We start from the raw sequence: 25,934 nt of genomic DNA, 5'->3' as shown, positions 1-25,934 counted from the left end.
ATAAATGATTAAACCTTTATCAATTTTGATAGTCTATACATCATACTACTAAAAATTTATATTACAATTCTAAAATCTACAAAAAATGAAACATTTATTAATCGTACTCTTAACACTTTCAAGTCTCTCTTCTTTTGCATCAAATAAAAGCGGTTTCCCAGTAGATACTACGCAAATAAGCAATAAAAATATTCTTTATAAAGTTTCACAAGCAGGCAATTATATCCACCTAAATATAAGCACCACAGATAAGAAGACGGCAATGTCCATCATTAGAAATGGTCTTACCATTTATTATGACATTAAGGGAAAAGAAAAAAAGGATGTGTATGTAAAATATCCCTATAGTAATGAATCAAGATCTTTTCAGCAAGGTTCACTTGAAAATATTGATGTCAACGCTATTGACTTAAATAGTATGATTGAAAAATTACCTGCAGAAGCAGAGTATGGTTCTTTTGAAGAAAAGCAAGAGTTTAATAAGGACTTAAATAATTTAGATATTGCGATTGAAAACCACTATACAGCTTCGAGTCAATTATTTGAATTTTCAATTAAAATCCCAAAAGCTAAAATAGCTTCCCAAGAAAACAGTGATTTTTCTAAATTATCTATAGGCGTTGTTGCCAATAAAATGGAAGGTACTGTTAATAAAGAAAGAGAGCAAGGTCAAAACCAAGGAATGAGAAGTGGTGGTGGTCGCAGAGGAAATGGTAGCGGAGGTGGACGTGGAGGAGCGAGAGGCCAAAATGAACAACAATCAAGTCCAACAACAGAAAGGGTAACTGTTGATTTTTGGTTTGATGCAGAATAAACACCTACCTGTCATAAACGTCTAAATATTCAAGTACTTTTATTCGTTATTATTGTGATTCGGTTGTTAACATTTTTAGTTCAAATGTTGATGTTTTGTGCGATTTTCGCATTATGCACAACCTTAAATATAGGACATTTAGGGCGGGGAACAAGCGATTAATTTCGGTTTTGTACTAAGCCAAACTTTTGCATTTTGATTTATCTTTTTTATCATAAAGCGAAATCAAAAGATTTGGCGACATCATAAACAAACAAAGGCCTTTTGAACTAAAACAGACCAGCCCTATTTGCTATATATGATGTTAACAAATGTTGTTATTTTTTTTCGAAATAGTGAAGAGGTTCTTTCCCTTTTTCAAAAGCATGACTAACTTCTCTCAACTGAATTGTTGTTCCTATTAAATAATAACCCCCATTTCCTTCTATTAATTTATAAGATTAAAACTTTTGACTCGCTATTTTCATAAAGAAAATCATATACTAATTCATAACTATATTTACCTGCACTGTGGTTAGTTCCTACTGAGGAATTACCTCCAGGGAAATCTTCATAAACAATTAAATCTCCATCAGGTTGAAATTCATATATAATATTATTATCTGACCAATCATTTGTAATCAAGCCAATACCTCCACTACTTAATGCCCCTAAATATTCTGTTTTGAATATTTTACAATCACCAATTAATTGTTCATTTCCAATTAAAAGTTTTCCGTTCAATAATCATGCAATTATATAGTTTTGAAAATTAATCTAATCTATGAAATCAAACTGTCTATAGATGTAAATAGTCACAACGTCTATTTGCTTTTTGAGAAAGATGTAATTAAAATACCTTTAACCCAATGATTAGAAAAACATTATAGAGGTCAGTAGTTAATTACTTATTAATTCAGCTTGATTGATTTTATCATTATTGACCATTTTAACAATAAGATTATTGAATATTGTAGCTTTACTTTGAGATCTGTTTATTCTAAAACAAAATTCATTGAAATATCTATTTAAATTATTGTCACTAACCCAAGAATAAGTTGTTCTTATCCAAGATTTAACCTGATGTATCATTGTATGAAGCGCTTTAAAATTTAACCCTCCATTACTTTCTATTTGTGTGATGTCGTAAGCCTTTGCAATAGGACTATAGCCTCTCCATTTATCTGTAGTAATCTTTGCGTTTCGGCTGATATGGTTGACAAAAATATATTGTAAGGATTGTGCTGAAAAATCATCTATTTTCATAGCATACATTCTTTTTACCTTTCCATCTTCTGTAAGCTGAACAGCTGTAACCGCCTTCTTTTTCTTAGCATTGTAGCTTCTGCCAACTTTTGTTTCTTCTCTGCCCCCTAAAACAAATTCATCTACATGAACAACTCCGTCCATAGGATTATTCCCACTCGAAGACATAGCTTCTCTGACCTTAAGCATAAAAAGTCTAGCTGTTTTTTCTGTTACTCCGTAACGTACTCCCATATAACTTGCAGATAAGCTTTTCGTGCTTGTAGCCATCTCAAAACAAATAAAAAATGCTTTGCGAACACCAAACTTTACCTTGTGAAATAATGTATCTGCTGTTGCGGATTCTGTATGTCTACAAATATTACATTGCCTAGAGAAATCAGCACGTGTTTGACAGGCTATATGATTGCATCTAGAACATTTAAAAGGGGTTTTAGACTTAATATTTGCTAAATATTCTTTGCAATCATTGTCCGTTTTGAAGCAATCAGAGAACTCTAGAAGATTTTGACCCTTGAAAATATCCATAATTTAATATATTTACTGAGTATCAAGATACGAAGTTAGCTACTGACCTCTAAAACATTAATTTAAATTCAACTATTATGAAAAATATTTATAAAACTATCGCATTAAGCATCGTTCTATTGTCTGGAATTACAGAAGTAACTGCTCAAAACAGAACTTCCAAAACGGTAGCTACAAAAAAAGTTTCGGTAAAAAAAGTACCATCATCAAAAGTGGTTTATAAAACGCCTAAAAGTAAAGTAACCACTGTGCGTACATTACCCAACAAAACTAACATCAAATACAATGGACAAAATTACTATTATTCAAACAATAAGTATTACACTTATTCACAAGGTCATTACGTAAATATAATGCCCAAAGTAGGCTTTAAAATAGGAGTGTTACCTTAAAATTATGTAAAAGTTAATTTCAAAAATAATAACTATTTTCAGTCTCAGGGAATGTTTTACATCCAGAGCGGTAGCGATTATGAAGTAGTAGATCCAGAGATTGGAACTATAGTTTACGAGCTTCCGAGTGATTACGAAAAAGTGACAATTGATGGTCAAACTTATTATGAATATGGAAACATACTTTATGAAAAAGTACAAGATAACGGTGCAAGAGCTTACGAAGTGGTAGGTTTTATTGATGTCAATTAACTTAATATAAAAGGTTTTATTAATACATAACCATAAAGGCCCCTTATTGATTTCGATAAGGGGCCTTCATGTGTTTTGACTCCAATAACTAGTAATGCCGTCAGTATGCTTTCTTAAGCACCGTAGAGCGTTCAAATTACTCCCGATAACTATTCTTCGATACGTTCTTTGAGTTTCTTAAGTTCTTGATTTTTACTCATTGTTTTAGAATTTTGTTCAAAGGAACCCAATTTTTTCATCCAATAGGTAATTGAGGAGCGAGAAATTCCATGTAATTTGGAAGCGTAATTTACCGAAATCTGACCGTTCGGAATTTTGGTCAATGATGGAAAGTTTGAGATCAAAACCAATTTTTTGATACTCCTTTTTTGGACAGGGTTGTTTTTTTGTTAGAGCCATAAGTTGCTAAAAGTGTTTAATTTTTTGTCAACCTATTTCAGGAATTGTCAATTGGCAAAATTACTGCCAACGTTTTGGCAATGAATAGTATGGGAGAAAAATAGCGTTTGCTTTCCTCCACGCAAATAGCGAAATCTTTTGGTTTTGTTTTTTCTTTTTCCATCAAAGCGAAATCCCAAAGATTTCGCGACCTTATAAAAATACACAAACCTTTCGCTTAAGACCTAAGCCCGTATTGTTTATAGGTTTTGTGTGTGCCCAGCATGGGCATCTTTTGTTTACTGAAAGGTAAATAATTAATCTAGAGGGTGCAAGTCCCTTATGGGCTTGGGTAACGCCTTGAACCATTAGTAAGCTGCAAGGTTGCTAACCGTGAGGTTAGGACTGAAGGAAGCAGGACTACAAAGCTCGGTACAGACGAACAGAAACCGTACAGAAGGCATAAATGCACGGGTAAGCAACCACATCATTGTAACGCCCAAAGATTACCAAAAGTGCATATATGTAGATACGGCAGAGATTGAGTGAAACCTGCCTGCCGGCAGGGAAGATGTCATTACCTGGGGAGGTCTCTATAACCACGAGTTGGTATAGTAGAGAAGTCAGCATAGGTCATCGGAATCGGTTACGCTACTGTATTTGGCATCACTGGAAGAAACCAGACCGCAAGCGTAAAAACTTAATACAGTTAGGGATTTCAAAGGAACAGGCATACGCTTGGAGTCGAACAAGAATGGGAGGATGGCAGTAGCCCAAAGCCCTATACTGGGAACTACAATAATCGTAAGACGATTAAAAATGCGGGGTTATATAAGTTTAGTCGAATACCACAAAACTGCATCATTACTGAACCGCTAAGTACGAGACCCGTACGCTTAGTGGTGTGAGAGGCGCAGTCCGTCCTAACTAGGGGAGGACCCCTCTACTCGATTAGCCGTTCGTTGTTTTCTCAATTTACCAATCGTACCATTCCAGTATGTATTTATTGTTTTTTTGTTCGCTTTCAACATAAATATCGGTGGGTTTGCCATAAAATAATTCCCAAGCTTTTGCATCAAATCTATGTTCACAATCTTCCATTTCTAAACGATAATATATTCTTACTGGAGATAGAAAAAGATGCTCATTTTTTGTGTTGCTACCACTTATAAGGTTTTCATCATCTTCGGAATAGTCAAAATAAAATTCGCAACCATTGTAGCTAATTGTTTTGTTTTTAATATCGTTTTCAAACAAATCTTTTCCATTATTCGTATAATAATCGCTTGGACTATAGTTTTTAAGTTTTAAATTCCAATAGTCTTGTTCTGCAAAGGTTAATGGTATGTATGCTTTTTTATGCAAGAAATACGCATTGGTCGGGTAATTAATAAAATAACTACTGTAATGCACCTTTCCCCAAGGATTATTAGGCCGAACATATTTAACAAAATTAGCTTTCTTAACTTTGCTCAGTTCTGCTTGATAAGTTTCCTCGTTATCGAAAATCTTCTTGTTATGGGTTATATTTGTAAATATTATTGGATCTAGATTATTAATATCAATATCTAATACAAGCTGACTATTCGTGTAAACTGGTCGTCCGTTTTTATAATAATTTGCATAAGCATTCCAAGGAGGTGTCATACTCATCATTCTTACATTTCTTATTAAGCCACCAAAATCTGCAGGTTTTACCATATACAATTTATTGTCAATCGTAACTGTCAAGAGATCACAATTTTCATCAAAATCAGGCAAGAAATCACCTGTAGTTGTATATCTGTCTGAGAAGTTTATAGGAATTATGCTTTTCATTGTTAATATGCTATCAGTTCTTACCGATTTTTCATTTTGTCCATAACAAGTAACACATAGCAGAATAAGGAAAGAAAAGGTTATTTTAAAAGGCAATTTGTATGTCATTTTTTTATTTACTCAATGTTTGCAGTGTCGCTTTACAATGACGGCTAACGTCTCGGCTCGTATGTTTGGTTCTTAGTTTGAAGATAACATTTTTTTATAAATAAAAGAGATTATAAAGAAGAGGGATTTAGAGTTTGAGCTAGATACAAGATTATTGATATCGTTGCATAGATTAACTACTCTTCTTAAGCTAGTAATTTTATAAAAGTAGTAGCTTGGATAGTAACAAAAGCTAAAATAGGAGGGACAGAAAGTTCTCGGCTAGATACACCTCAGGGTGATATCGTTTCATAGAAATCCCGCCCTTCTATAATTTTCTTGGAATCTGAACAGTGCCTAGGTCCTTTTGATAGAGATCGAATCAAATTCGAACAAAGATGATAAAAAGAATTACAGCTTAAAAACCGATGCGCCTATCAGCAATAGCCTATAATCTGAAAACGTGCCTGCAGGCAGGCAGGAGTACCTGAAATTCACTCAAAAACACGTAAAAAGTGGAGCAGGAATGGGGTCTCTATTCATTCTTCTAAAAATGACCTTATATGCTCTAAAAAACTCACGTATAAGCACTTTAAAAATAACTAATTACTTAACTGATTGAAAAATGAAACCGCCTTAAAAAGCGGTTATAAAGGTCATTATTTTATGAATTATGGAGTTGTGCAACGGTTACCAATGTTGTACAATGTTTTTTAGTTTATTGCATTCATTTGAACATAATCTAAAATACCAAGTTCGTTATAAATCAAACTAACGTTAATTTTTTCAAACTTATAGCGTAAAAAATTTAAACTTTCTTGTTCTGGTTCTCCAAATTTCACTTTTGTTTTAGTAAAATCTGATTTTCCAATTGTTATTCCATTGTAAAATTTTGCTTTTGTTTTATTTAAGGTTATTTGTGATAAAACTTCTTCTTTCTTTTCTTCTAAATTTTCCACCCAAGTAGTACTAAACTCTAGTTTTATTCCAATCGTATCATTCTTTAGACTAATAGTTGAATCCCATAAAGGTGCAGATTCGCCACAACTTAAACCTCCGTGTTTAGATTTCGTAAATTTTGCCCCATCCTTTTCACTAAACTCAGAATAATTTAATGAGCCAATCTTTAAATAGGAAATACTCAAATCTTTATTAATAATTAGAGTGTCAGACAATTTTAGTTTAGAGTCAACAATCGTAGTTTTTTGTCCTTGAGTTTCTGTAGTTTCTTTTTTTTGATTTGGCGTACAAGACAATAAAAAGAACAATGAACTATAGATAATAATGTTTTTCATAAATATTGTACAACAATTGTATAATGAACATATGTTCATTATACCGCCAATTTAAGATATAATGAATATATGTTCATTATATCTTTTATATTTTTCTAGGAATCAAGTGGATTTACTATTTTTTTAAAAGTTGTAGTAGCTATCTGAATATCTATTACTATTGGGTAGTAGAACTATACCCTAGTGAAACCTTAATTTACTTTCTGTTTGTACCAGCTTTTAAGAAATGAGTTGAAAAAAAGTGTCTAAGTATATGTGGTGTACCTATTCTTTTGAAAGTTAAGTAATGGGTGCGCTACAATGTTCTGTTTTATGTCTGTAAATAGTTTTAAAAACAGAACTCTACCGCTTAACTGCTTATGTTTATTGCTCTTAGAAACTAAAATACTATACATAGTAGAATATTCGTACAAGCCGAAAGCTTTATTGCTTTATTTTTTTTTTTGCTTGTTGAAGTACTGGTCATATAAGAAATGTAAGGATGGTGTTAAATTAGAGTTTATAACGTCAACTGGATCAACTAGATCAACTATAACTATTTTACTCTTTTTAGATCATACTCCAAGGATCAAAACCCGCAGCTTCAATGGCAGGAGCTATAACTTCGCTTAAAAATTCTTTCTCCTCCGTATCCAAATCGTCCCAAGGGAGATTATCAACGATATCCTGAATAGCAGTAAGCTTAGATTTTTTGGTAGTGTTAGTGTTTACAATTGTGTCGAGTCTATCAAGGAAATCATTGGTGGAAGTCCGTAATATATGAACTACTTCGGCATCAGATTGGTTTAATCCTCTTTCTTCCCAATGCTGTTTATTTTCATAAATAGCAGAGTTTTTTATGTTTTCTACGGTCACTTCAAATTCTTTTGTCATATCAAAGTTTAGGTTAGTACTACTGGTTTCTGCACTATAGCGTGTGGTACTAGTTTTTCCATAAAAATAAACGGAATCATTTGTTGTAAGGATCTCTGCATATGGCGGAATTACAACTTCTGCTAGCGAGTCATTAAACCATCGCCTATTTATGTTGCTATCTTTAACAGAAGATACCTCTAAAATTCCGCCACCCCTTGTGGTCCTATTTGTTTAAGTAAAGTAGTAAGCGTCGTGTGTATTTTGTTATCGCTATTCACGGAGTTTTGATACATTAATACTTGTTTATTTGGTGTACCTCAAGGGCTAAAAATATTTATTTCAAGATTATATGTTTTAATAGAAGCTGTTTTCTAAAAACAACACTACGCTAAAAAGACAGCACTTAGCAATGGCTTACTCAATAAATAGCAGTTGTGTATCACTACTATAACTTTCTTTACCGTCATAGGGAATGGCAATTTCTTCGGTTTTAGTTTTAAGATTATAGGCAATTAAGCCTTCTTTCGCATAAAAATATAAAGAGCCATTCTGTAGTTGAATATTCGAGGTAGGCTGGTGATTGACCTTTATTTTGTTCAAAACGGTATCTTCAATAGCTATAGAAAAAATTAGCTTATCATTGGTATACCCATATAAGGTTTCATTTATTTTTTCGAAATGTTTGATATCGCCCTCAATTGTTTTTTTCCAAGTTAAGCTGCCATCTGTCGCATTTAAACAATAGATACCAGATTCATCTCCATTAGTTTCTGTAGCAAAATAAACGGCATTATTCGCTACAAAAATCTTATCGCCCACCTTATAGTATTCTTCATCAAACACAAATTCCCATTGTTGCTCAAATGCTTCAGGCAATAGACCAACTATTTTATCGCCGCGACTAAAAGGAACAATGATTAAATTACCGTCTGTGGCTGGTTTTCCAAGATTGGTACTAAAATTTTTTTGGTATAGAGCTTTGCCTGTAGCTAGTTCAAAAGTATTTATTAGCGGATCATTATTTATGGATACGATATCATTTACAATTAACCTTGGTTCATAGCTATGCGGTGATGATAAGCTATAGTTCCATGCTAATGTACCGTTAGAAGCATTTATCGCATAGACATTAGTATTGGTTCTAGAGGTAAGTACTAATTTGTTGTTTACCGGAGTTAAAGATTGAGAGGTAAAGTGTAATTCTTCCTGGTCCATACCTACTTTGTCCTCCCAGAATAGTGTACCGTCTGTTGCATTTATGGCATAAATATATCCTGTCATATAGGCGGTAAATACCACGCCATCTTTATAGAAAAACTGATTGCCACCGTTGCTAAGCCTTAACGTATCTGTAGGCGTAAAAGACCATTGCTTGTCTAAATTTAAGTTGTAGCATTCCAAAGTACCATCATACCTGTTTATGAGTAACAACTCTTTAACTGCTGTATTGTAAGTTAATTTCTTGTGTGACGTATTATGTAACCAGTCTTCTGCGGTTAAAATAGTGTTGTTAGAGAAATTGGATTCATCGGGTTCATTTGATTCAATAGCAGCCATAACTTCTTGACCGAAAGAATAGTTTGTGTATGTGATAAGGAAGAGAACAAGGATTAGTTTTTTCATGGGTTGTTTTTGAGCTGATGTTATATTCAGATTAAGTTATTATAGTTTACGTTTAATTATTTGACCTATTTTTTTCGAGATCATATTCAGTAATGAATTCTTTATACAGCTGTTCTAATTTAAGTTCACTGTTTAGTACGTTTTTAAGATGTAAGACAATTAGTTTTTTACTTTCTTCAGAAGCAACAAAAAGGTTGGGATACAAATAATCCATAAGCTTGTCCATTTTAGTTTCTATAAGTTTTGAAGTAGCTTCTATTTCTATGAGTCTAGACATCATTTTAAAATCAATTGAATTAATTTGATTTTTCTTATAAAATTCTAATCCGGAATTACTCAGCGTAATCCCTTGTATTCCTCCGCCTTTTTCAATAATAAGATCACTAATCGTAATTGGTTCAGTACTATATTTCTTAATGGAATCTATTAATATGTTTTGTGTTTATATAATACTTTTTAAATTTGAGAAATTAGATTGCACTTCGTTTTTCACCGTTTCTACAGATGTCCTATAATACGCTCTTGCTTGGCTATTTTCTTTGTAATTGCTAATAAGTAATGCAATGAGCACGCCAGCCGTAATTATCGTTAGTTCTTTTAGATAGCCTTTGATTTTTGATGCTATTAATTTTATCTTCATTTTAGCGTTTAACAATAGTGTTTAGGTGGATGTTTTTATTCAGAAATTAGTTTTCTATTCACATCATACATGTCAAAATTGGGATGTTTCCAAAATTTTTCAAGTCCATTTTTGTTGATATAAGCTATTTCAGAAGCATAGATTGGATAAAGACCGGCAATGGTAATAGTATAATCTAACCCAACATCTATATTCGTGAAGTCTTTTTTATCTAAAGTTGATGGCGCAAAAACAAGAAATGCATCCATATTAGATTCTTCTGATATTTTTTCTCTAAAGTTGATGGTATTACTATAACTAAAAGGACAATTACCTCTTAAGCTATTTGCTAAATATCCAGCCACTTGTGCCCAAGTTGTATCTTTAGAATCAACCGTTATGATTAATTCAGGTCTTCCCAATTTCCAAGCAGGATGATTTACGAGGGAAAGGCCATAGGTTATACCAGTGATCATTCCTTTATCAGGAACATCTTTATACACGATACTTGTAACACCCGCAATTCCATCTATTTCAGATACGTTTCTAAAGTATTCGGGTTCAACCTGAAAAATTCTGTCTAGATGATCCATGAATTTTTCAACAGGAGTTTTATTCTCAGGTAATTCTTCTGCCATAAATAATAGTTTGTATTTTTTAAAGTAGCAACTTTTAGATGAGTGAACATCGAGAAGCAAAATCTGCTCCTAAAAATAACTATTATTTTCTTTATTAGTTCTGCATTTAGACTGAGAAATTGAATTTTTTTCTATAACAAATTTTTTTTAGTCATTCAGAACGAAAGCTATAAGGGGGATATGCCCCAGTGGTAGGCAACTAAAGTATTGCTTTTCTCAAGAGTTGAAATTATTAGCGCATAAAAAAAGTGTTGGCTGTAGTTTATTTGACAAAGCAAACGCTACAACCAACACTTTAGAATAGGTTACCCTAGAGAGGGCCTAGGAACAGTTATTCTTTATAGCTTATGCTCCTTCCGCATTTAGCTCTTGCATGATTTCTGCAAATAACTGATACGATTTTATACGGTCTTCAGCACTGTAAATATTAGTGACCGCAATAAGCTCATCAACCTTAGTAGTCGCTATAAATTGCGCTACTTGTTTTTTTACCGTTGCTTTGCTTCCTATAAAAGAATATTTAAGCATCTGCTGTACCGATGGGTGCTGAGCCATTTCTCTTAATTCTGGCGTCATAGCAGTAGGAGGTTGCATAAAATCCCTCTTCCCCGTTAGAAGCCCAATAATAATTTTATATAACGATGTGGCTATTCTTTCGGCTTCCTCGTCGGTATCTGCTACAATTATATTAACCCCTGCCATAGTGTAGGGTTTTGCTAGATAAGACGAAGGCGTAAATTCTTCATGATAAATTTTTAAAGCATCTAACAGCTTATCAGTGGCAAAATGACTTGCAAAGGCATAGGGTAAGCCTTTTTTTGCAGACAAATGTGCGCTGTCTGTACTAGAACCTAAAATATACAAGGGCACAGGAACACCTTCGGCAACCGTGGCACGTACAAGAGAATTTCTATTTTCTTCTGAGAAATAGTTCTGAATTTGGCCTATCTCTTCCGGAAAGGTAAATGCCGCTTGCCGATGGTCTGAACGTATGGCTTGTGCTGTTTCCTGATCTGTACCTGGAGCTCTACCTAGCCCAAGATCAATACGGTTTGGATACAGTGTGCCTAAAGTTCCAAATTGCTCTGCGATAATAAGCGGAGAATGATTAGGGAGCATAATACCACCAGAACCTACTCTAATGGTTTTAGTACCCTCTGCTACATACCCGATTAAAACGGCGGTGGCAACACTACCAATATGATCAGAATTATGGTGCTCTGCGAGCCAAAAGCGAGTGTAGCCCGCTTCTTCTGCCTTTTGTGCTAAGGTTAATGAGTTTTTAAAAGTTTCGTTTAAGGTGTTGCCCTTAGATACTATGGCTAGATCTAAAACGGAATAGGCTATATTTTTTGTTGACATATGCTTAAATTTTTCGAAAAAATGTTACAAAGTAATAGATTCTTTAGGTTTGAATCTAATTAAAATTTCATAAAAATTAGTCGCAACAAAGCACCAGAAATTACACTCGAGTCTATAAATATAATCCTAGTACTATACGGTGTCTAGAACTATCGTTTTTTGCTTAAAATTAATCAATACCATAGGTTTCTAATACGTATTCTAGGGCGGTATCTATTACCTTATCTTCTTTAGCAGCAATATGTTCTACTGTATTCTTTACGTACACGTCCGGGATATGCCCAACACCGTCTAAGCTTTCGCCATTAGGCAATAGAAATTTCTGAATAGAATACCTATAATGCCATCCGTTGGGTAAAAAGCGCATATTGCTTACGGTAGAAAAATCGCCTGCTGTAGTATCACCAATTTGGATTACATTTTTGAAAGATTTCATATGAAGCAAAAAAATCTCTCCTGCACTAATAGTTTTCCTATCCGTGAGTACGACAACGGGTTTAGAAAATATTTGACTCGCATCATATGCAGTGTAATAGTTTTTTTGCGCATCAAAATCATCATGGCTAGGGCCATTTCGGGTAGCTACCGAATAAATTAAATGTTCCCCATCTGAAAACGCTTTTGCAATTGCTGCGGCATACCGATCATCTCCTCCTGTATTTTGCCGTACATCTAGTAAAATAGCCTCTACATTTGAAAACTCTTCTAGGATAGAATGGATACTAGCGGGATTTTGACCATCCATTACTCCTAAATAGATGTATCCTATGTTTTTGCCTTTTATTTTCCCATACGCCAATTGCTCTTCAGAGCTAACTTCTTTTAGCGCTTCTACATAGGTAGTACGTATCAATTCTTCACTAATTTCAGCTATAGATTGTTCGTTTAAAGCATAGCCAGAGCGGTAGCTATTTCCTTTACCATCATACAAGACCGTATGGCTATCATCTAAATTTTCAATGAGACTAGCGAGTAGGTTCCAAAATTCGGTTTCCGAGAGTTCTTCATTAACCCTAGGTTGGTAGCTGCTGTAGAGGGCATCCCAATCTATATTTCGGACGTCAAATAAGCTATAATGCAGGTCAAAATCTTTCCAGAAAAGTTCAAAAGTAGCGCTGTTGGTGGTTGGTTCTTCCTTGGGTAAAAAAGTTTTAGCACAAGAAACGAGTAGTACTAGAGTACCTATTAGAATGATCTTTTTCATATTAAAATTTATAAAGTACACTTGTAGAAATGCGGTTAGAAATGCTTTTGTATTCTTGTTCTTGGTCTACCGTTTGAAGACTGAAGTCATAGTTTACATTCCAATTAAAATGAGGTGAAATTTCCTTTCTATAATTAATGTTCCAGCTAATGGCTTTATAGGTTTTAAAAGAAGCTAATTTTCCATTAAAAATTATAGCCGCGGGGTTGTCTTGGTGTGCTATGATAAACTCGTCGATACCATTGTATGGTGGTCTGCTTAAAAATTGTACTACAGGAATGGCAACCGTAGTTCCTATTCGTTGCTTGTCGTTTATTTTGGTTTCTACTGCTCCAGAAAGCGATAATCCGTTTGTAGCAACGTAACTGAAAGCATCTTGGTCTTTCCAATCTAAATAGGTAATTCTCAGGCCATAGGCACCACCTAAATAATATTTTGTTACAGCATCCGAAGCAGCTAAATTTTTTAAGTAGGAGATTCCTACATCGACAAAATAGTGAGCGCTAGTGAAGTCATCATTAGCGCCAGATTTTAATGAATTATTTCCATAGGTAAGGGCTACTTTTAAACTATTTTCTTTTCGGTGTTCATAAAATACCCTGTAAAATAGTCCTTGTCCTTTCTGGTGTAAAGGAGAGAAATTCTGATCGCTGATATGATCAAAACTATAGCCTATTCCTATGCCAATATAATGGGTGGGGAAAGATTCTTGGGCTTGTGCAAACACACTAGGGTGTCTACAGAAGAGTAAAAAGAGTACTGTAAGCGCTGTTTTCATGAGTTCTTAAGATTTTGATTGATAGCTCAATAGTACAATCAACCAAAACATTACAAGTCCCAAAAAGTTAGAATGTGATGAATTAGGACTCTTTCTTCAGCGCTTTAAACTGATTGGGGGTAAATCCTGTATGCTTTTTAAAGGCAGTGTAAAATGTAGATTTAGATTTAAAACCAGCCTCTAAACCAATGGCAACAACGCTGTACTTATCAAAGTCTGAATCTAGGAGCATTTGTTTGGCATCGCTAATGCGATAATCGTTAATTAAAGAACTGAAATTGGAATCAACAGCAGCACTAATTACTTGTGAGAGATAGCCAGGGCTTAGATTTAGTTTTTCGGCAATCAGGTCTCTACTTATTTCTGGATTTCTATATAATTTCTCTACCGTCATTAATGCCGTAAATTCCTGGAAATAGTTGTTTTGAGGTACAATGGAAGGTTCAGAGTTCTCCGTAGCGATAACTTTCTTGGTTACTAATACAGAACCTTTGCGTAATTCATGTAGTTCTGATTTATCTTGAGAGAGTTTTAATTGCAGTAGTCCCCTAAATATAAGCCAATACACATAAAAAGAAACTCCTAACCACACAGGATAGGTAATATCACTATGTGCAATAGGGTATAGATCTTCTGGAATAAAAGTATTGATCACCCAGATGAACAATAGGGCAGCATTAAAGGCCCATATATTTTTCAACCATTTTTTTTCATCAGGACTAATGGTACTTTTTTTGATAATAAAATAAGAAAGGGTGATTAAACTTGTATTGAATAAGATAGATGTATAAAATTCAGTTTCGTACACCAGTCTATAGTAGTTGGTAATTATATCCCAATCTAGAAACTTAAAATCTAATTGAAAATCAATCATAGCATATAAAACCCAAAAGAAGAAAAACGGACCGGTAAGAATCCAAATTTTTTTGCTCTTAGCATAGCTATTTTTGGTAGATTTTAAAAAGTAAATCAGCATGGGAATATAAAAGAGAAAAAGCCATGGGATATCATCTCCAAAATAATCAATGAAATAATATTTTTCATCCAAATCTTTTGCGACCAAAAGCTCTACTACACCAATATAAGATAACAAAAAAGTACTGTATGCAAGGTATTTATTTGCTTTGACACGAAAGGTTTTCTGAGTTAAAAGAACTACAGAAAAGAGTAGGCCTTGAATTAAGCTTACAAAAACTAGAATTTCTAGCACATTTAAATTCATTCTAAGGAGATAAATTTTTTATACTTTTTTTAGGGTGATGTGTTTGTGTAAGGGGATTAAAAAAGTCTAAGATAGGAAACTCATGTTGTTTTAATTTTTTATGATGAATTAATGCAAGCTAATTACCTTAGTTATTTTCCAAGAATCCTTGCTATGTTGCCAGATAATTATAAACTTACTAGGAATAGATGGGGCGTCTGGTTCCTGATTGTTATAGAATTTATGGTACCCTATTTCAACAGCACCATAGTCTTTAATGGGATACACTTCAATACTACCTTCTACTAAGGTTCTAGTTACTTTGCCACAAATATTCTTTTTTGTTCCATCAATAATTCCTTGTTTAGAGGTCATCAATCCGCCTTTATCATCATAAAACTCTATAGTATCGGAATAGATCGAAGCCTGTTTTTCTAAATCGCACTGGTTATATGCCTCAAAGAAAGTGGCATCCATTGCTGCAATACTTTGATGTAGCGCAGCATCTATAGGAGAGTATTTAGGAATAGTATGAGAATTGCCATCTGTTTTGGTGGCTTTGCAAGATAAAAGAAAGAGTAGGGGTAGTGCCATGCTCAACAAAAATTTGGTAGTGCTCATAGGTCGTCTTGTTTTTTAAAAGACGAATTAAAAGTTTAGTTGTTACAGTAGGCCTTAATTATATGCTATTCATAGGATTATAGTGCACTTTTTTTTTCTAGGGCTTCCCAAAACTCTAAAGGTTCTGTTTAGTTTTATATGACCGGAGCCTAAAATCCGAATCCAACCATGATCTACCAAAATGCCACCTGTTTCATGCAGTATTGCTCCCATAGGAGATCTGGTAGTTACTTGTGTTAGGTAGAGTGCATTATCCGCTTCTTCCTTATTTTTAGGAAGAATTTCTAGCTTGTTGGTTGCTTCCTTTATCCATTCAGAAATTAATTCCCATCCAGGGTCTTCTGTGTGTATAAGTTCGCTTAAGGTTTTCATTATAATACGTTGTTTTGTAGTTGTTTAAAAGAAGTCTATACCTGTATTTGTAATAGCCATACCTTAAAACTTTAGGTATACATGCCGAGTTGCAGCACGTAAAAAGGAATCAATTACCAAGGTATTAGACGCTTTGTTACTGTAAATATAAAATTTCTAATACATTTAAATTCATTTTTAAAAAAAAGCCTAAAGTTTAACCCTTTTAGAGGTACTTAAGGGCGCTCATTAAGCTTGTTTGTTTGATAAAAAAAAGGAGGAATAAGAATTGAACCTATTCGTTTTTAAAAGGTATTTCCTGAAACTTTGGTTCATCACTTTCTATATACGGTTCGGGTTCTAGATGTGCATGCCCTTCGTCATACATAATTCCAGCATCCTTATTTATTTTGTACCAAGATTCTTGCATTTCAGAAATTACACGAATCGCATAATGATCTTCTTTTTCACGGATGATCAATGTACCTTTAAAATTAGTAAGGTCAGACGCATCTAAATTAGGAATGGCTTCTAGAACAAAAGTGATATTTTTCTTAGCGACTTCCGTTTCTTGGTATATAGGAATAGCATCTGTGCTTGTAAAATCTTCTGGATTTGCAATGGTATTAGAAAACTGTGTGTTCGTCATAAGGTTAACGCCCATCATATATTTAAAGATAGAATTCATAGGTAAGTAGAGCACTGAGTTAGAAAAGACCACATAGACTTCTTTACCGTTGGTTTGTAGGCTAGTTGTAGAAAAATTAGCTAGGCTAGCTTTTTTATCTAAAGCTGTTAATGCTTGTTGGATGATGGAATCTCTACCTAAACGTACCAATTCTCTGACCTCTTTATTCATTTTTTCTTTTTCTCTTTTAGAGGATTGAGCATTGCAACAGGAAAAAACTACTAGGAGTTGAATCAGAAAATGGACAATATATTTTTTCATGACTTGTTTTTAAGAAGCAGTTGCTATGGGTTAAACGCTAGCGTATGAAAGTAAGTATTTAAAATAACATTTGTTTTTTAAGTAATAAAAAGCCTTTCATAGACAATATGCCTCGTTATTCATGTGGTAATTGTCCGTTTTTATGAGCAGCCTCCATCTCTGCAGGGGTTATTTCTAAGTTATGATCCGTATCAATCAGCGTAAAAAACTCCTCTAAACCCATTTGGCGGTAAAGCCTATCTTTTACATACGTTTTCATTTCGTTTTTTGATACACTCCCGTCTCCATCAGCATCCGTACCATCAAATGCAAAAGGAGGAGTTACTAGGGGGAGTTCTTTAGGGCTTAAAATACCATTTGCATCAGTATCAAATTCATCAAAATATGCTACTAAACCAACTTTTCTTTCGGGTCCCATAGTAATAAACTCATCCATTTTTGCTTTGGTAACAGTACCATCTCGGTTAAAGTCAGAAGCACTTAAAGGTCCGTTAGGTCCAGGACTTCTAGGGCCTTCTTTTAGCTTGTTATTTGGATCTTTGCATGCGCCAAAAGAAATGATAATAAGGGATAAACCTATAATTTTAAGTATTCTCATGGCCCTATTATTTTATAGTTTAATCCTTCTAATTGGCAGGAGCAACAAAAATGCCAGAGAAGATTAAGAGCCGGTTCAGGCTGCTATTACCTGAATAAGACTGACACCCTTTTAACCGTAAATTTATTGAAAAAATTATACTGATACTAGATAGTATAAACAGCACCCAACTTACGATTCTATTCGTTAGGATACTAAAGATAACACTTAAAATGGGTTAATGTATCCTTGTGATTTAAAAACAAATATATAGTTTGTTATATGTTTTTTTTAATATTGATGTTGTATAAAGCGGAAGGAATGTTTCTCTAGTGGAGGCTTATAACTTTAGTAATCTTCCACTCCTTATGGGTATGTTGCCACATAATTATAAACTTACTAGGAATAGATGGGGCATCTGGTTCCTGATTGTTATAGAATTTATGATACCCTATTTCAACAGCACCATAGTCTTTAATGGGGTACACTTCAATACTACCTTCTACTAAGGTTCTAGTTACTTTGCCACAAATATTCTTTTTTGTTCCATCAATAATTCCTTGTTTAGAGGTCATCAATCCGCCTTTATCATGATAAAATTCTATAGTATCGGAATAGATCGAAGCCTGTTTTTCTAAATCGCACTGGTTATATGCCTCAAAGAAAGTGGCATCCATTGCTGCAATACTTTGATGTAGCGCAGCATCTATAGGTGAGTATTTAGGAATAGTATGAGAATTGCCATCTGTTTTGGTGGCTTTGCATGATAAAAGAAAGAGTAGGGGTAGTGCCATACTCAATAAAAATTTGGTGGCGCTCATAGGTCGTCTTGTTTTTTAAAAGACGAATTAAAAGTTTAGTTGTTACAGTAGGCCTTAATTATATGCTATTCATAGTATTATAGTGCACTTTTTTTTTCTAGGGCTTCCCAAAACTCTAAAGGTTCTGGGTTGGCCGATTTGACTAATCTTACGGTAATAAAACTACCTTGTTCATCATTACCTGAAACAAATAAAAAGCATTTCCAATCATTAGAAAGCTCAAATGGATGGTCTGCTCCGCCATATTCCCCAATAATTATATTCTCGGGGGTTAGTAGCATAATTTCGGTGAGTAATTCGGTAAAGACTGATTTGTACCGCGTGTGTTCTTTTAAAAAGCGAATATGTTTTAACCATTCATTTTTAATGGCTGAGGTATTGCTCTCAAGAGCACTTTGAAAAGGAATGGTATATGAAAAATAGAGATTGATGTCTTCACAGCCCGTTATACTTGCATAATAGTGTGTATTGTCTTTCAAGTACAGTTGTTCTGTTTGCTCTATATTAAAAGAATCGTCCATGAAACATCTTCTTTTTACTTCCAGATCTAAATCATTTTTGAAAACATCCTTGTTCATTTCTGCTATAGGACATTTTGTATAGTTTTTTTCTAAAATATTTTGGCCTTCTAAGTAGAATTCTAGTGGTAGCTGTTTTTGGTTGTCATAAGTTACCTCTTGAAAACCATAACCATGAGGGTTCTGCTCATAGGTAGCATAGATTCTTCCATTGGAAACACGGTCTATACTTAAAAGAGCATAAGACATTTTACCACCCCCGAAGAGGGAATAGCTTTCTTTTATGTTTTTCTCTTTATCAAGAGTTACTATTTCAAAGCTATATCCAAAGGCATTACCGCCACCACCTAAACCTTCATCGGTAATCTGGATGATGAGGTCGTTAATTCCATCTCCATTAAAATCAGAGATCCATTCAAGGTCCCAAGAACTAGAAATACAGGATAGGGCAAAACTATTGGTATTATCATAAATACAACTATCTTTTTGAACCAAACTTTCATCATCTAAATAGTTAGTTTCAAGGTATTGTTGTACTAGTTGTTCTGATATTCTAGTAAAATCTGCAGTGTTTATCTCTTGAGAAGAGATAGCTTGAGAGATGAAGTATAGTATAATAAATGTGCAGTAGTGTTTCATAGAATTAAGTTCTGATTATCTAGTATATGCAAAAATCTCCTAATTTATACTAATTTTTGTGTCGATTAATGTAAGTGGAACAACGCTATAGAGATTGATGCCATTTTCTATTTTAATAGTTGAATTCTTTAAGATTACTTCAGCTGTAGTATTGTTATGAAATAAAACTCCATGAAAATTATTGGGGCTTAGTCTAATATCCATAAAAACATTAGTCATTTTCAGGGACGAATTTTGTACTTGAAAATACTCCTGATAATTTATTGTATTTTCCTTGATAGCGGAGTTTTTCATACTAATTTTAACATTGTCCAAGTCAAAAATACTGCTGCTCAAAGTGTTTTTGGTAATGAGTACGTTATCCATTAATATACTGCTATTTCTGGCGTATATAGCACTTGTGCTGCAATTGGTAATGGTCGTATTCACTATTTTTATGGACTCAGAATTAGTAGTAATATGAAACCCATAGCGACCGCTACCATCTGCAATATAATAATCAAACGTTAGATAAGTACAATTGGAAATATTAAAAACGGGCGCATGACAATAGGTTTCTTTTACATTATGTAATGCCATGACATTATTAACTTCAATATTTTTATAATATGTAAAAGCAACAACATCTAAAAATTGATCATTAGAAACAAAACAGACCCCTTCTTCTGCTATAAAATTTATATTTGAATAGCCAGTTATTTGTAAACTACCAGAATTTACAGGTACTTTTTTTCCTTCTGATACAACATTGCTATATTGAATTTTCATAGTAGATGCTAGTGTAGGAAATACTTTTTTAAGCATCTTATCATTATGACTCTTGGCTGGAGATAACAAGGATGTTAAAAGGAAGATAAAGAATAATATCTTTTTTATTAGTTTCATTTCTGCTCAATTAGTTATATAATCAATATTTTAATCGGAGTACTCCGATTGTTGAAAAAATACTTAAGGTGCTGTGTACAGAAAAATGGAGTACTAAAAATTAAACTCTATATCCCTAGATTTAGTATGTTATTCCCATATCAAAGTCTTCAAAGTGTTCAATTTCAGAAAGCTTAAATAGCTGATCTTGTTTAAATTTCACCCAAGTTTCCTCAAAAACTTCATCACCCCCTTCAGCATCTTGGTTGGTATTTATTCGAGTTAATTTTTTCCTAGTTAAAAAATTAATGCTAGTTTCTCTATCTATTCTCGGGCCATGATTGCTGCTAGCATCATACCCAATGAGTTTAAAGGCTGATTCTTGAAGTCTGAAAATGTACCTCCAATACCCATACCTGCCATGAGCAAAATGAATAATAAGGTTAGACCTTTCTGTGGTTATGTCTAGTTCTGGAGCATAATAAACTCCTCCATCTTCATTTTCAGAATAAAAGCAGTCATAGTTTTTATCCGCTAATTCATAGGTATTTTCATTTTTGAATAAAACTATAATTCCTCTTCGGTTACGATCTACCTCTTGGTCAAACCTATTGATGACCACATTTGCAGCATTCGTTCCTTTTATAATGAGCATACAGTCTTCTTGTCCGTCTTTATTTAGATCACCATAATACGTTTCAGATAGTACATAACCTTCGGGAATGAAAGCTATACTATTCATTTTTTGAGCATGACTACTATACATACCTAGAGCAAAAAGTAGTGCGATTCCTAAAATTCTATTCATTAGTTATTTTTTTAATCAGTTTAATCATAGGTATAAGGACAGCTTGTTTTATGCAAGGGAAATTCTAGTCCTTAATGGTTAATACTAAAATAATATGTTTATACTTTATAAAGGCTAAAGCACCCATAATCTGTCCGTACACCAAGCTTATCTTCTATAAATTTAATTTCACAACTTTTTACCACATGCGCTAGCGGAAAACTGTGAATGAATTTTTTAGCCTTAAAATCAAATACATAGGCGCTAGTTCTTTGAACCAGAACCAACTTTGATTGGTCTTGACTGAAACAGAAATTCCTTACTTCTTTGGTGTATTCCGGGATTTCTAAAGCAGGAAATTTAAGCTCTTTAGTATTTGAAAGATCAAAATAGCGCATACCCCATGTACCATAATGCTCTTGTGCAATTAATAAAATATTGTCTTTACTAAATTCCATTTGGTCAATCATTTCAAAATCGGCTTTAATAGTATGTACGGTAAGGCCACTATTTACAGCTATTATCTGAATTTCGCCAACTTTAGTGTGCAATGCTAATAATTTACCATCCTTAGATAAGGTGCCGCAAAACGGAATGTTTCCATTGATAACCTCAGTATCGTAATTTTGACTGTAGCTTAGCTTGTCCTGATTATTTTGAATGGATATATTGTCATCTGTTGCAAAAGCAATGCTATTTATGGCAACAGCAATAAAGCTCGTAAAACTGTTTTTTTTACTACCTAAATTCCTAAACGTATTGTTTTTAATATCATACGCATAAATAAAGTGATCTAAATCTAGAATTAAAGCATTTCGCTTTGGACTATACGCAATAGACCAAGCTAGTTGCTTTGGTAATGCTATTTCTTCTAGGGTATCTCCAAGGGGATCAATTAAAATAAGTACATCCTTTTCATCATCGTTTTTATAGGTATAAATTCCCTTAGGGGTAGCTTCAAATGATAAAGCCCCAGTATAGCCACCTCCAATATACCGATGTAAACTGGGTTCACCTATTTCTGCTTCTTGCGTTGTATACTTAAAGCCTTTTTTTAAGGCTTTCCATTCTTTTTTCGTAAACGCTTTTAAGGCATCTTCATGACTGTCAAAATCTTTTTGAGTAGTTCGTAATTTCTCACGTTTACCAGACTGAGAAACTAAGGAGGTTTTAGTTAATGTTAAAATTAATAATTTTCCACTTTCTTTTTGATGTAATTGGTGTGAAATAGAGTTCATTTTTTATGGAGTGAAAAAGGTTGATTTTAAAAACGACTTAGTTCTAAACTAAAAGTAGCACCGTAATGAAGGTTTTTTTATGGTTTGAAAACACGGTAAAACCGCATCCGTAATTCTTTCCTTTTAAAATTACGGTAATTAATCTTCAAATTTTGACATAAAACCTATTCGCGTACTCATATTCTTGATTTGGTCATAATACACTTTCTTGCATATAAATAAGTAGACAGCATTTAAATTTGCTGAGTTTTTATAAATATCCTTTTTAGCTTCATCACTTAAGACTACGTTTTTAAAATCTATTTTAGCATCAGATACTAATGAAATTATTTTATCCTCTAGGATCCATTTACGATTGCTGTACCTAGAAAATCCTACAGACGATTCTGCCAATTTAAAAGGACTGTATTCACGGTTCAATGCGTTAATTAGCGTGCTAATTTTTTGATTAGCAACTTCTTCTGCAGATACAGAAACCAAAATTAAATTATTTTCTAAATCGGTAAGTACATTTAATTCATCAAATTCAATAGCGTCATAAAAAGCAATATTATAACGCTCATCCCATGTATTAGAACCGGCAACGGCTGTTTGTCTATATTGAATGGCATAAGGGTTTTCTACCTCAAAATTGCTGCCATTTATGTTTATCGTGTCTGCTTCAGATTGAAAAAAATAAATAGGAGAAACATCAGATTTACGCTTTTTGTGATACTCGGCCCATTCTGCTTTACTCGATTTAGAATAGAATTCTTTAGAATCGAAAGTATTAAAATCTAAATCTTTCAGATTAAAATTTCCGTCTTCTAAGTAAACCTGACCCGAGCTAGTAGTTGCAATAAAAATCAAAAGTAAAGTCAATGATGTTTTCATGTTTTAATATTTTGTAGTTATGCCAAGATAAAACTACAATAGAGAAAAATTCACCTTTTTCTGTTATTTATCTAGAGTAGCGGTTGAATAGGTAGGTTTAAAAAAAAATTAATTAGCGCTGCTGCTGTAAATTGCTATAAAAAAACGATCAAGTCTTCTTCTTTACAAGTACTGTTAGGTCTTTAGATTATTTAAATTAAAGACCCCTTATGTACTACTATGCATTATCATTTTAATTTTCACGTCTAATTTAAGAAAGATTATAAGTGCTTGGTATGGCATATGGTTGCGCATAATAGATAAAGTAAAAAGGGGAAAATAAAAGAAAATACTTCTAAGTTTTATTGAAAACAGAACCTAGGACATCTTTTTCTCGTATAGACTTGTATGAAAAGTATGCTGATTATTTGTGTCATTTCGGTTGTATTTCTGCAGTATGGTAGTGCTCAGAAAATAGACAATTTAGTATCCTTCCGGGATATTGAAAGTAGGAACTACTTTAGATTTAATTATGATAATGATTTTTTCGCTTCTAGTGATAAGAACTATACTCAAGGCTATAGTTTTGAATTGGTAGCTCCTTTTTTTGAGAATAATCCGGTTAACTATCTATTTTATAAACCTAAAGAGGATACTATCCGTTACGGCCTAGCAGTAGAACACATCGGGTATACTCCTCAGCAATTTCAACTTCCTGATATTCAATTTGGAGACAGACCGTTTGCGGCAGCTATTACGCTTAAAAGCTTTATGATCGCTAGCAATGTGGTAAAAAAAAGTAGATTCACTTCTTCCTTTAGTTTAGGACTTATTGGACCTGGTGCTTTTGGTAAGAAAATGCAAGTAGGTATTCATAAAGCTACCGGAAATAAAATTCCTTTAGGTTGGCAAAATCAAATTAAAAATGATATCGTAATTAATTATGAAGTAGGATATGAAAAACAGCTTGTTAGGTATCGAGATTTATTTTCACTTCAAGCAACTATGGCTGCTAAAGTAGGAACGCTTTTCACCAGTGGCGCTATTGGAGTTAATACCACATTTGGAGTTATACATACTCCTTTTGCGCCTACCAAAGAAAAAAAAGGTTTTAGAATGTATGGGTATGCACAACCAGTTTTAAACGTTATTGGCTATGATGCCACGTTACAAGGTGGGGTTTTTAATAGGAAGAGCCCTTATACTATTTCATCGGGGAATATAGAGCGATTTACAGGGCAATTAAATTATGGAATTGTTTTAAAAACTAAAACGCTTTATTTTGAATACACCCGTTCTGTAATTACAAAAGAATTTGAAGAAGCGGACGCTTATAAATGGGGAGGAATTAAAATAGGAGCTACCCTTTAAATAGAAATCTATACCACTTTTTCAAACGTTTAAACCGCAGTAGGAGTAAGTTGCGTATAAATGAGCAGCGCTGAGATTCTAGATCTATTTTCTTTTTTAGCGGTAAATTCTCTCGAAAAATGCTATTGAGCTGTTTTGAAATTCCCAAAAATTAGCGCAGTCAGTAGTAACACTATTTCAATGCAAAAAAAGATCTTTGAGCTACATCTGGTAAGGCTATATAATGAGAAAATAGCTAAGAAATAGCAATGACAAACATTCCAATAGCTATTACATTATATTTTTTTTCCTATTTTTATAATTTCAAGTAATTAGTTATTGGTTAGTACCTAGTTATACTTTTTTTTGTTACTATATCAGTATGTAAACTCAATTTTCTATTTTCTAGAACCTTAATTTTCATCAGTTTTTTATCATTTTTAAAAACCAGGAGATAAAAAATGTTCATCCCCTAGTTTCTCAATTTTATTTAAAGGCCTTTATCTTTTCAAAGAATAATTCGCCAAATTTCAAAGGTAAAAGAGTGCCTCTTAGTATATCATCTGTAGTCTGTTTCATGGACAAATTACCAATTGGGTTTTCTGTTTCAAAACCAGCTCCAAAACCAATCATAGTATAAACAAAAAAGGAATACTTTTTCTCTTTACTTTCAAAAGATAATTTATGTAGATCACTGTTTTTAGTAGCATCACCGCTTTCTCCACCACCTCGTAATTGAAAGGACATAGATTGTTTTAAGTTATCGGTTAATTTTCCTTTTTCAAACTCTAGATTACTAATGCTTCGTTTATCAAACTCCCAATGCGTTGATGCCGTTTTACTATTGGAATTGTATTCAATATAATGGAGTTTTTCATCTTGCAGTACTAATAAATGATGGTTAGTATTTTCAACCACCACTCCTGTTAGCATTGTTTTTGCGGTGTCTGCAGCTGCTCCCAAAATACTTTTAGGTTTTTTACAGGCACCAATGGCACTAAAATCTCCGCCAATAATAGTTACTATAGGTTTAAACGTTTGCTCGTCTGCTTTAAATTCTTGAAAAAATTCATCAAACTTTTCTGTAGCTTCTTTTTCAGCTTCTAAATAGCTATTTCCAAGCGCATCAAATTTGCCTGTTTTTTTCATGTAAAGAAAGTAAGCGCCGATGGCTACCATGATAAGTAATGGAACAATGTAAGTCATACGTTTTAGTTTTATTTGATTTTTTTTATGGAATGGTTATTTGAATCTTTTTGATTTATTAATGCAGACATT

At 33.4% G+C, this 25,934-nt stretch carries 28 protein-coding genes and 1 pseudogene; 4 read left to right on the top strand and 25 right to left on the bottom strand.

Going from position 1 to position 25,934, the window contains the following annotated elements:
* Window positions 1-85: 85 nt before the first annotated feature.
* Complete coding sequence (locus tag CELAL_RS00735) at window positions 86-814, top strand: hypothetical protein (protein WP_013548997.1); 729 nt, start codon at window positions 86-88, stop codon at window positions 812-814.
* A 432-nt stretch (window positions 815-1,246) separates the two neighbouring features.
* Here the strand turns inward: CELAL_RS00735 and CELAL_RS00730 are convergent, their stop codons facing one another.
* Both CELAL_RS00730 and CELAL_RS00725 read right to left on the bottom strand, forming a co-directional pair.
* Window positions 1,247-1,537, bottom strand: coding sequence for a hypothetical protein (locus CELAL_RS00730; RefSeq protein WP_013548996.1), 291 nt, complete (start codon window positions 1,535-1,537; stop codon window positions 1,247-1,249).
* 156 nt (window positions 1,538-1,693) lie between these two features.
* The gene (locus CELAL_RS00725) at window positions 1,694-2,587 is read right to left on the bottom strand and encodes an IS1595-like element ISCal1 family transposase (RefSeq protein WP_013548995.1); all 894 of its coding nucleotides are present in this window, start codon (window positions 2,585-2,587) and stop codon (window positions 1,694-1,696) included.
* A gap of 77 nt (window positions 2,588-2,664) precedes the next feature.
* Between CELAL_RS00725 and CELAL_RS22535 the strand changes: the two genes are divergently transcribed.
* Both CELAL_RS22535 and CELAL_RS22530 read left to right on the top strand, forming a co-directional pair.
* A complete protein-coding gene (locus CELAL_RS22535) occupies window positions 2,665-2,979 on the top strand; it encodes a hypothetical protein (RefSeq protein ID WP_013548994.1) in 315 nt (104 codons plus the stop codon).
* 15 nt (window positions 2,980-2,994) lie between these two features.
* Window positions 2,995-3,231 (top strand): annotated as a pseudogene (locus CELAL_RS22530) (DUF6515 family protein); the annotation flags it as partial.
* Window positions 3,232-3,380: 149 nt separating this feature from the next.
* Here CELAL_RS22530 and CELAL_RS22075 read toward each other — a convergent pair.
* The 22 genes from CELAL_RS22075 to CELAL_RS00610 all read right to left on the bottom strand — a co-directional run bounded on the left by CELAL_RS22075 (window position 3,381) and on the right by CELAL_RS00610 (window position 23,327).
* Window positions 3,381-3,575, bottom strand: a complete 195-nt coding sequence (locus CELAL_RS22075) for a helix-turn-helix domain-containing protein (protein ID WP_148229637.1) — start codon at window positions 3,573-3,575, stop codon at window positions 3,381-3,383.
* Between the two features lie 1,009 nt (window positions 3,576-4,584).
* A complete protein-coding gene (locus CELAL_RS00710; RefSeq protein ID WP_148229636.1) occupies window positions 4,585-5,427 on the bottom strand; it encodes a hypothetical protein in 843 nt (280 codons plus the stop codon).
* An 800-nt stretch (window positions 5,428-6,227) separates the two neighbouring features.
* Window positions 6,228-6,809, bottom strand: coding sequence for a hypothetical protein (locus tag CELAL_RS00705; RefSeq protein WP_041557370.1), 582 nt, complete (start codon window positions 6,807-6,809; stop codon window positions 6,228-6,230).
* A 549-nt stretch (window positions 6,810-7,358) separates the two neighbouring features.
* Window positions 7,359-7,682 carry a hypothetical protein gene (locus tag CELAL_RS00700; protein WP_013548991.1) on the bottom strand — a complete coding sequence of 108 codons (324 nt, stop codon included), beginning with the start codon at window positions 7,680-7,682 and terminating at the stop codon, window positions 7,359-7,361.
* Between the two features lie 396 nt (window positions 7,683-8,078).
* Window positions 8,079-9,287, bottom strand: a complete 1,209-nt coding sequence (locus CELAL_RS00695; RefSeq protein ID WP_013548990.1) for an outer membrane protein assembly factor BamB family protein — start codon at window positions 9,285-9,287, stop codon at window positions 8,079-8,081.
* A gap of 52 nt (window positions 9,288-9,339) precedes the next feature.
* On the bottom strand, window positions 9,340-9,567 hold the full coding sequence (locus CELAL_RS00690) for a hypothetical protein (protein WP_041557366.1): 228 nt from the start codon (window positions 9,565-9,567) through the stop codon (window positions 9,340-9,342).
* Window positions 9,568-9,729: 162 nt separating this feature from the next.
* Complete coding sequence (locus CELAL_RS00685; protein ID WP_041557365.1) at window positions 9,730-9,927, bottom strand: hypothetical protein; 198 nt, start codon at window positions 9,925-9,927, stop codon at window positions 9,730-9,732.
* Between the two features lie 35 nt (window positions 9,928-9,962).
* The gene (locus CELAL_RS00680) at window positions 9,963-10,544 is read right to left on the bottom strand and encodes a suppressor of fused domain protein (protein WP_013548988.1); all 582 of its coding nucleotides are present in this window, start codon (window positions 10,542-10,544) and stop codon (window positions 9,963-9,965) included.
* A gap of 345 nt (window positions 10,545-10,889) precedes the next feature.
* Window positions 10,890-11,906 (bottom strand): LLM class flavin-dependent oxidoreductase, encoded by a 1,017-nt coding sequence (locus CELAL_RS00675; RefSeq protein WP_013548987.1) that lies wholly within the window; start codon window positions 11,904-11,906, stop codon window positions 10,890-10,892.
* Window positions 11,907-12,075: 169 nt separating this feature from the next.
* Window positions 12,076-13,110: a S41 family peptidase gene (locus CELAL_RS00670; protein WP_013548986.1), complete on the bottom strand. Its 1,035-nt coding sequence runs from the start codon at window positions 13,108-13,110 to the stop codon at window positions 12,076-12,078.
* Window position 13,111: 1 nt separating this feature from the next.
* Complete coding sequence (locus CELAL_RS00665) at window positions 13,112-13,888, bottom strand: hypothetical protein (protein ID WP_013548985.1); 777 nt, start codon at window positions 13,886-13,888, stop codon at window positions 13,112-13,114.
* Window positions 13,889-13,970: 82 nt separating this feature from the next.
* Window positions 13,971-15,110 carry a helix-turn-helix domain-containing protein gene (locus CELAL_RS00660; protein ID WP_013548984.1) on the bottom strand — a complete coding sequence of 380 codons (1,140 nt, stop codon included), beginning with the start codon at window positions 15,108-15,110 and terminating at the stop codon, window positions 13,971-13,973.
* Window positions 15,111-15,218: 108 nt separating this feature from the next.
* Window positions 15,219-15,710: a nuclear transport factor 2 family protein gene (locus tag CELAL_RS00655; RefSeq protein ID WP_013548983.1), complete on the bottom strand. Its 492-nt coding sequence runs from the start codon at window positions 15,708-15,710 to the stop codon at window positions 15,219-15,221.
* 69 nt (window positions 15,711-15,779) lie between these two features.
* Window positions 15,780-16,082, bottom strand: a complete 303-nt coding sequence (locus CELAL_RS00650) for a DUF2625 family protein (protein WP_013548982.1) — start codon at window positions 16,080-16,082, stop codon at window positions 15,780-15,782.
* A gap of 274 nt (window positions 16,083-16,356) precedes the next feature.
* On the bottom strand, window positions 16,357-17,010 hold the full coding sequence (locus CELAL_RS00645) for a hypothetical protein (RefSeq protein ID WP_013548981.1): 654 nt from the start codon (window positions 17,008-17,010) through the stop codon (window positions 16,357-16,359).
* Between the two features lie 115 nt (window positions 17,011-17,125).
* Window positions 17,126-17,608, bottom strand: a complete 483-nt coding sequence (locus CELAL_RS00640) for an EF-hand domain-containing protein (protein WP_013548980.1) — start codon at window positions 17,606-17,608, stop codon at window positions 17,126-17,128.
* 308 nt (window positions 17,609-17,916) lie between these two features.
* Window positions 17,917-18,408, bottom strand: a complete 492-nt coding sequence (locus CELAL_RS00635) for a nuclear transport factor 2 family protein (RefSeq protein ID WP_013548979.1) — start codon at window positions 18,406-18,408, stop codon at window positions 17,917-17,919.
* A 77-nt stretch (window positions 18,409-18,485) separates the two neighbouring features.
* Window positions 18,486-19,565, bottom strand: coding sequence for a hypothetical protein (locus CELAL_RS00630; RefSeq protein ID WP_013548978.1), 1,080 nt, complete (start codon window positions 19,563-19,565; stop codon window positions 18,486-18,488).
* A 39-nt stretch (window positions 19,566-19,604) separates the two neighbouring features.
* Window positions 19,605-20,450, bottom strand: coding sequence for a hypothetical protein (locus CELAL_RS00625; RefSeq protein ID WP_013548977.1), 846 nt, complete (start codon window positions 20,448-20,450; stop codon window positions 19,605-19,607).
* Window positions 20,451-20,571: 121 nt separating this feature from the next.
* The gene (locus CELAL_RS00620; RefSeq protein ID WP_013548976.1) at window positions 20,572-21,237 is read right to left on the bottom strand and encodes a hypothetical protein; all 666 of its coding nucleotides are present in this window, start codon (window positions 21,235-21,237) and stop codon (window positions 20,572-20,574) included.
* A gap of 98 nt (window positions 21,238-21,335) precedes the next feature.
* Window positions 21,336-22,454: a hypothetical protein gene (locus CELAL_RS00615; RefSeq protein WP_013548975.1), complete on the bottom strand. Its 1,119-nt coding sequence runs from the start codon at window positions 22,452-22,454 to the stop codon at window positions 21,336-21,338.
* A 138-nt stretch (window positions 22,455-22,592) separates the two neighbouring features.
* Window positions 22,593-23,327: a hypothetical protein gene (locus tag CELAL_RS00610; protein ID WP_013548974.1), complete on the bottom strand. Its 735-nt coding sequence runs from the start codon at window positions 23,325-23,327 to the stop codon at window positions 22,593-22,595.
* Between the two features lie 387 nt (window positions 23,328-23,714).
* Here CELAL_RS00610 and CELAL_RS00605 point away from each other — a divergent pair, with 387 nt between their 5' ends.
* Window positions 23,715-24,677, top strand: coding sequence for a lipid A deacylase LpxR family protein (locus tag CELAL_RS00605; RefSeq protein ID WP_013548973.1), 963 nt, complete (start codon window positions 23,715-23,717; stop codon window positions 24,675-24,677).
* Between the two features lie 465 nt (window positions 24,678-25,142).
* Here the strand turns inward: CELAL_RS00605 and CELAL_RS00600 are convergent, their stop codons facing one another.
* Complete coding sequence (locus CELAL_RS00600; protein ID WP_013548972.1) at window positions 25,143-25,862, bottom strand: hypothetical protein; 720 nt, start codon at window positions 25,860-25,862, stop codon at window positions 25,143-25,145.
* Window positions 25,863-25,934 lie beyond the last annotated feature (72 nt).

Source organism: Cellulophaga algicola DSM 14237, from assembly GCF_000186265.1.
Taxonomy (GTDB): domain Bacteria; phylum Bacteroidota; class Bacteroidia; order Flavobacteriales; family Flavobacteriaceae; genus Cellulophaga; species Cellulophaga algicola.
This window is presented reverse-complemented; position numbering and strand designations above follow the sequence as displayed.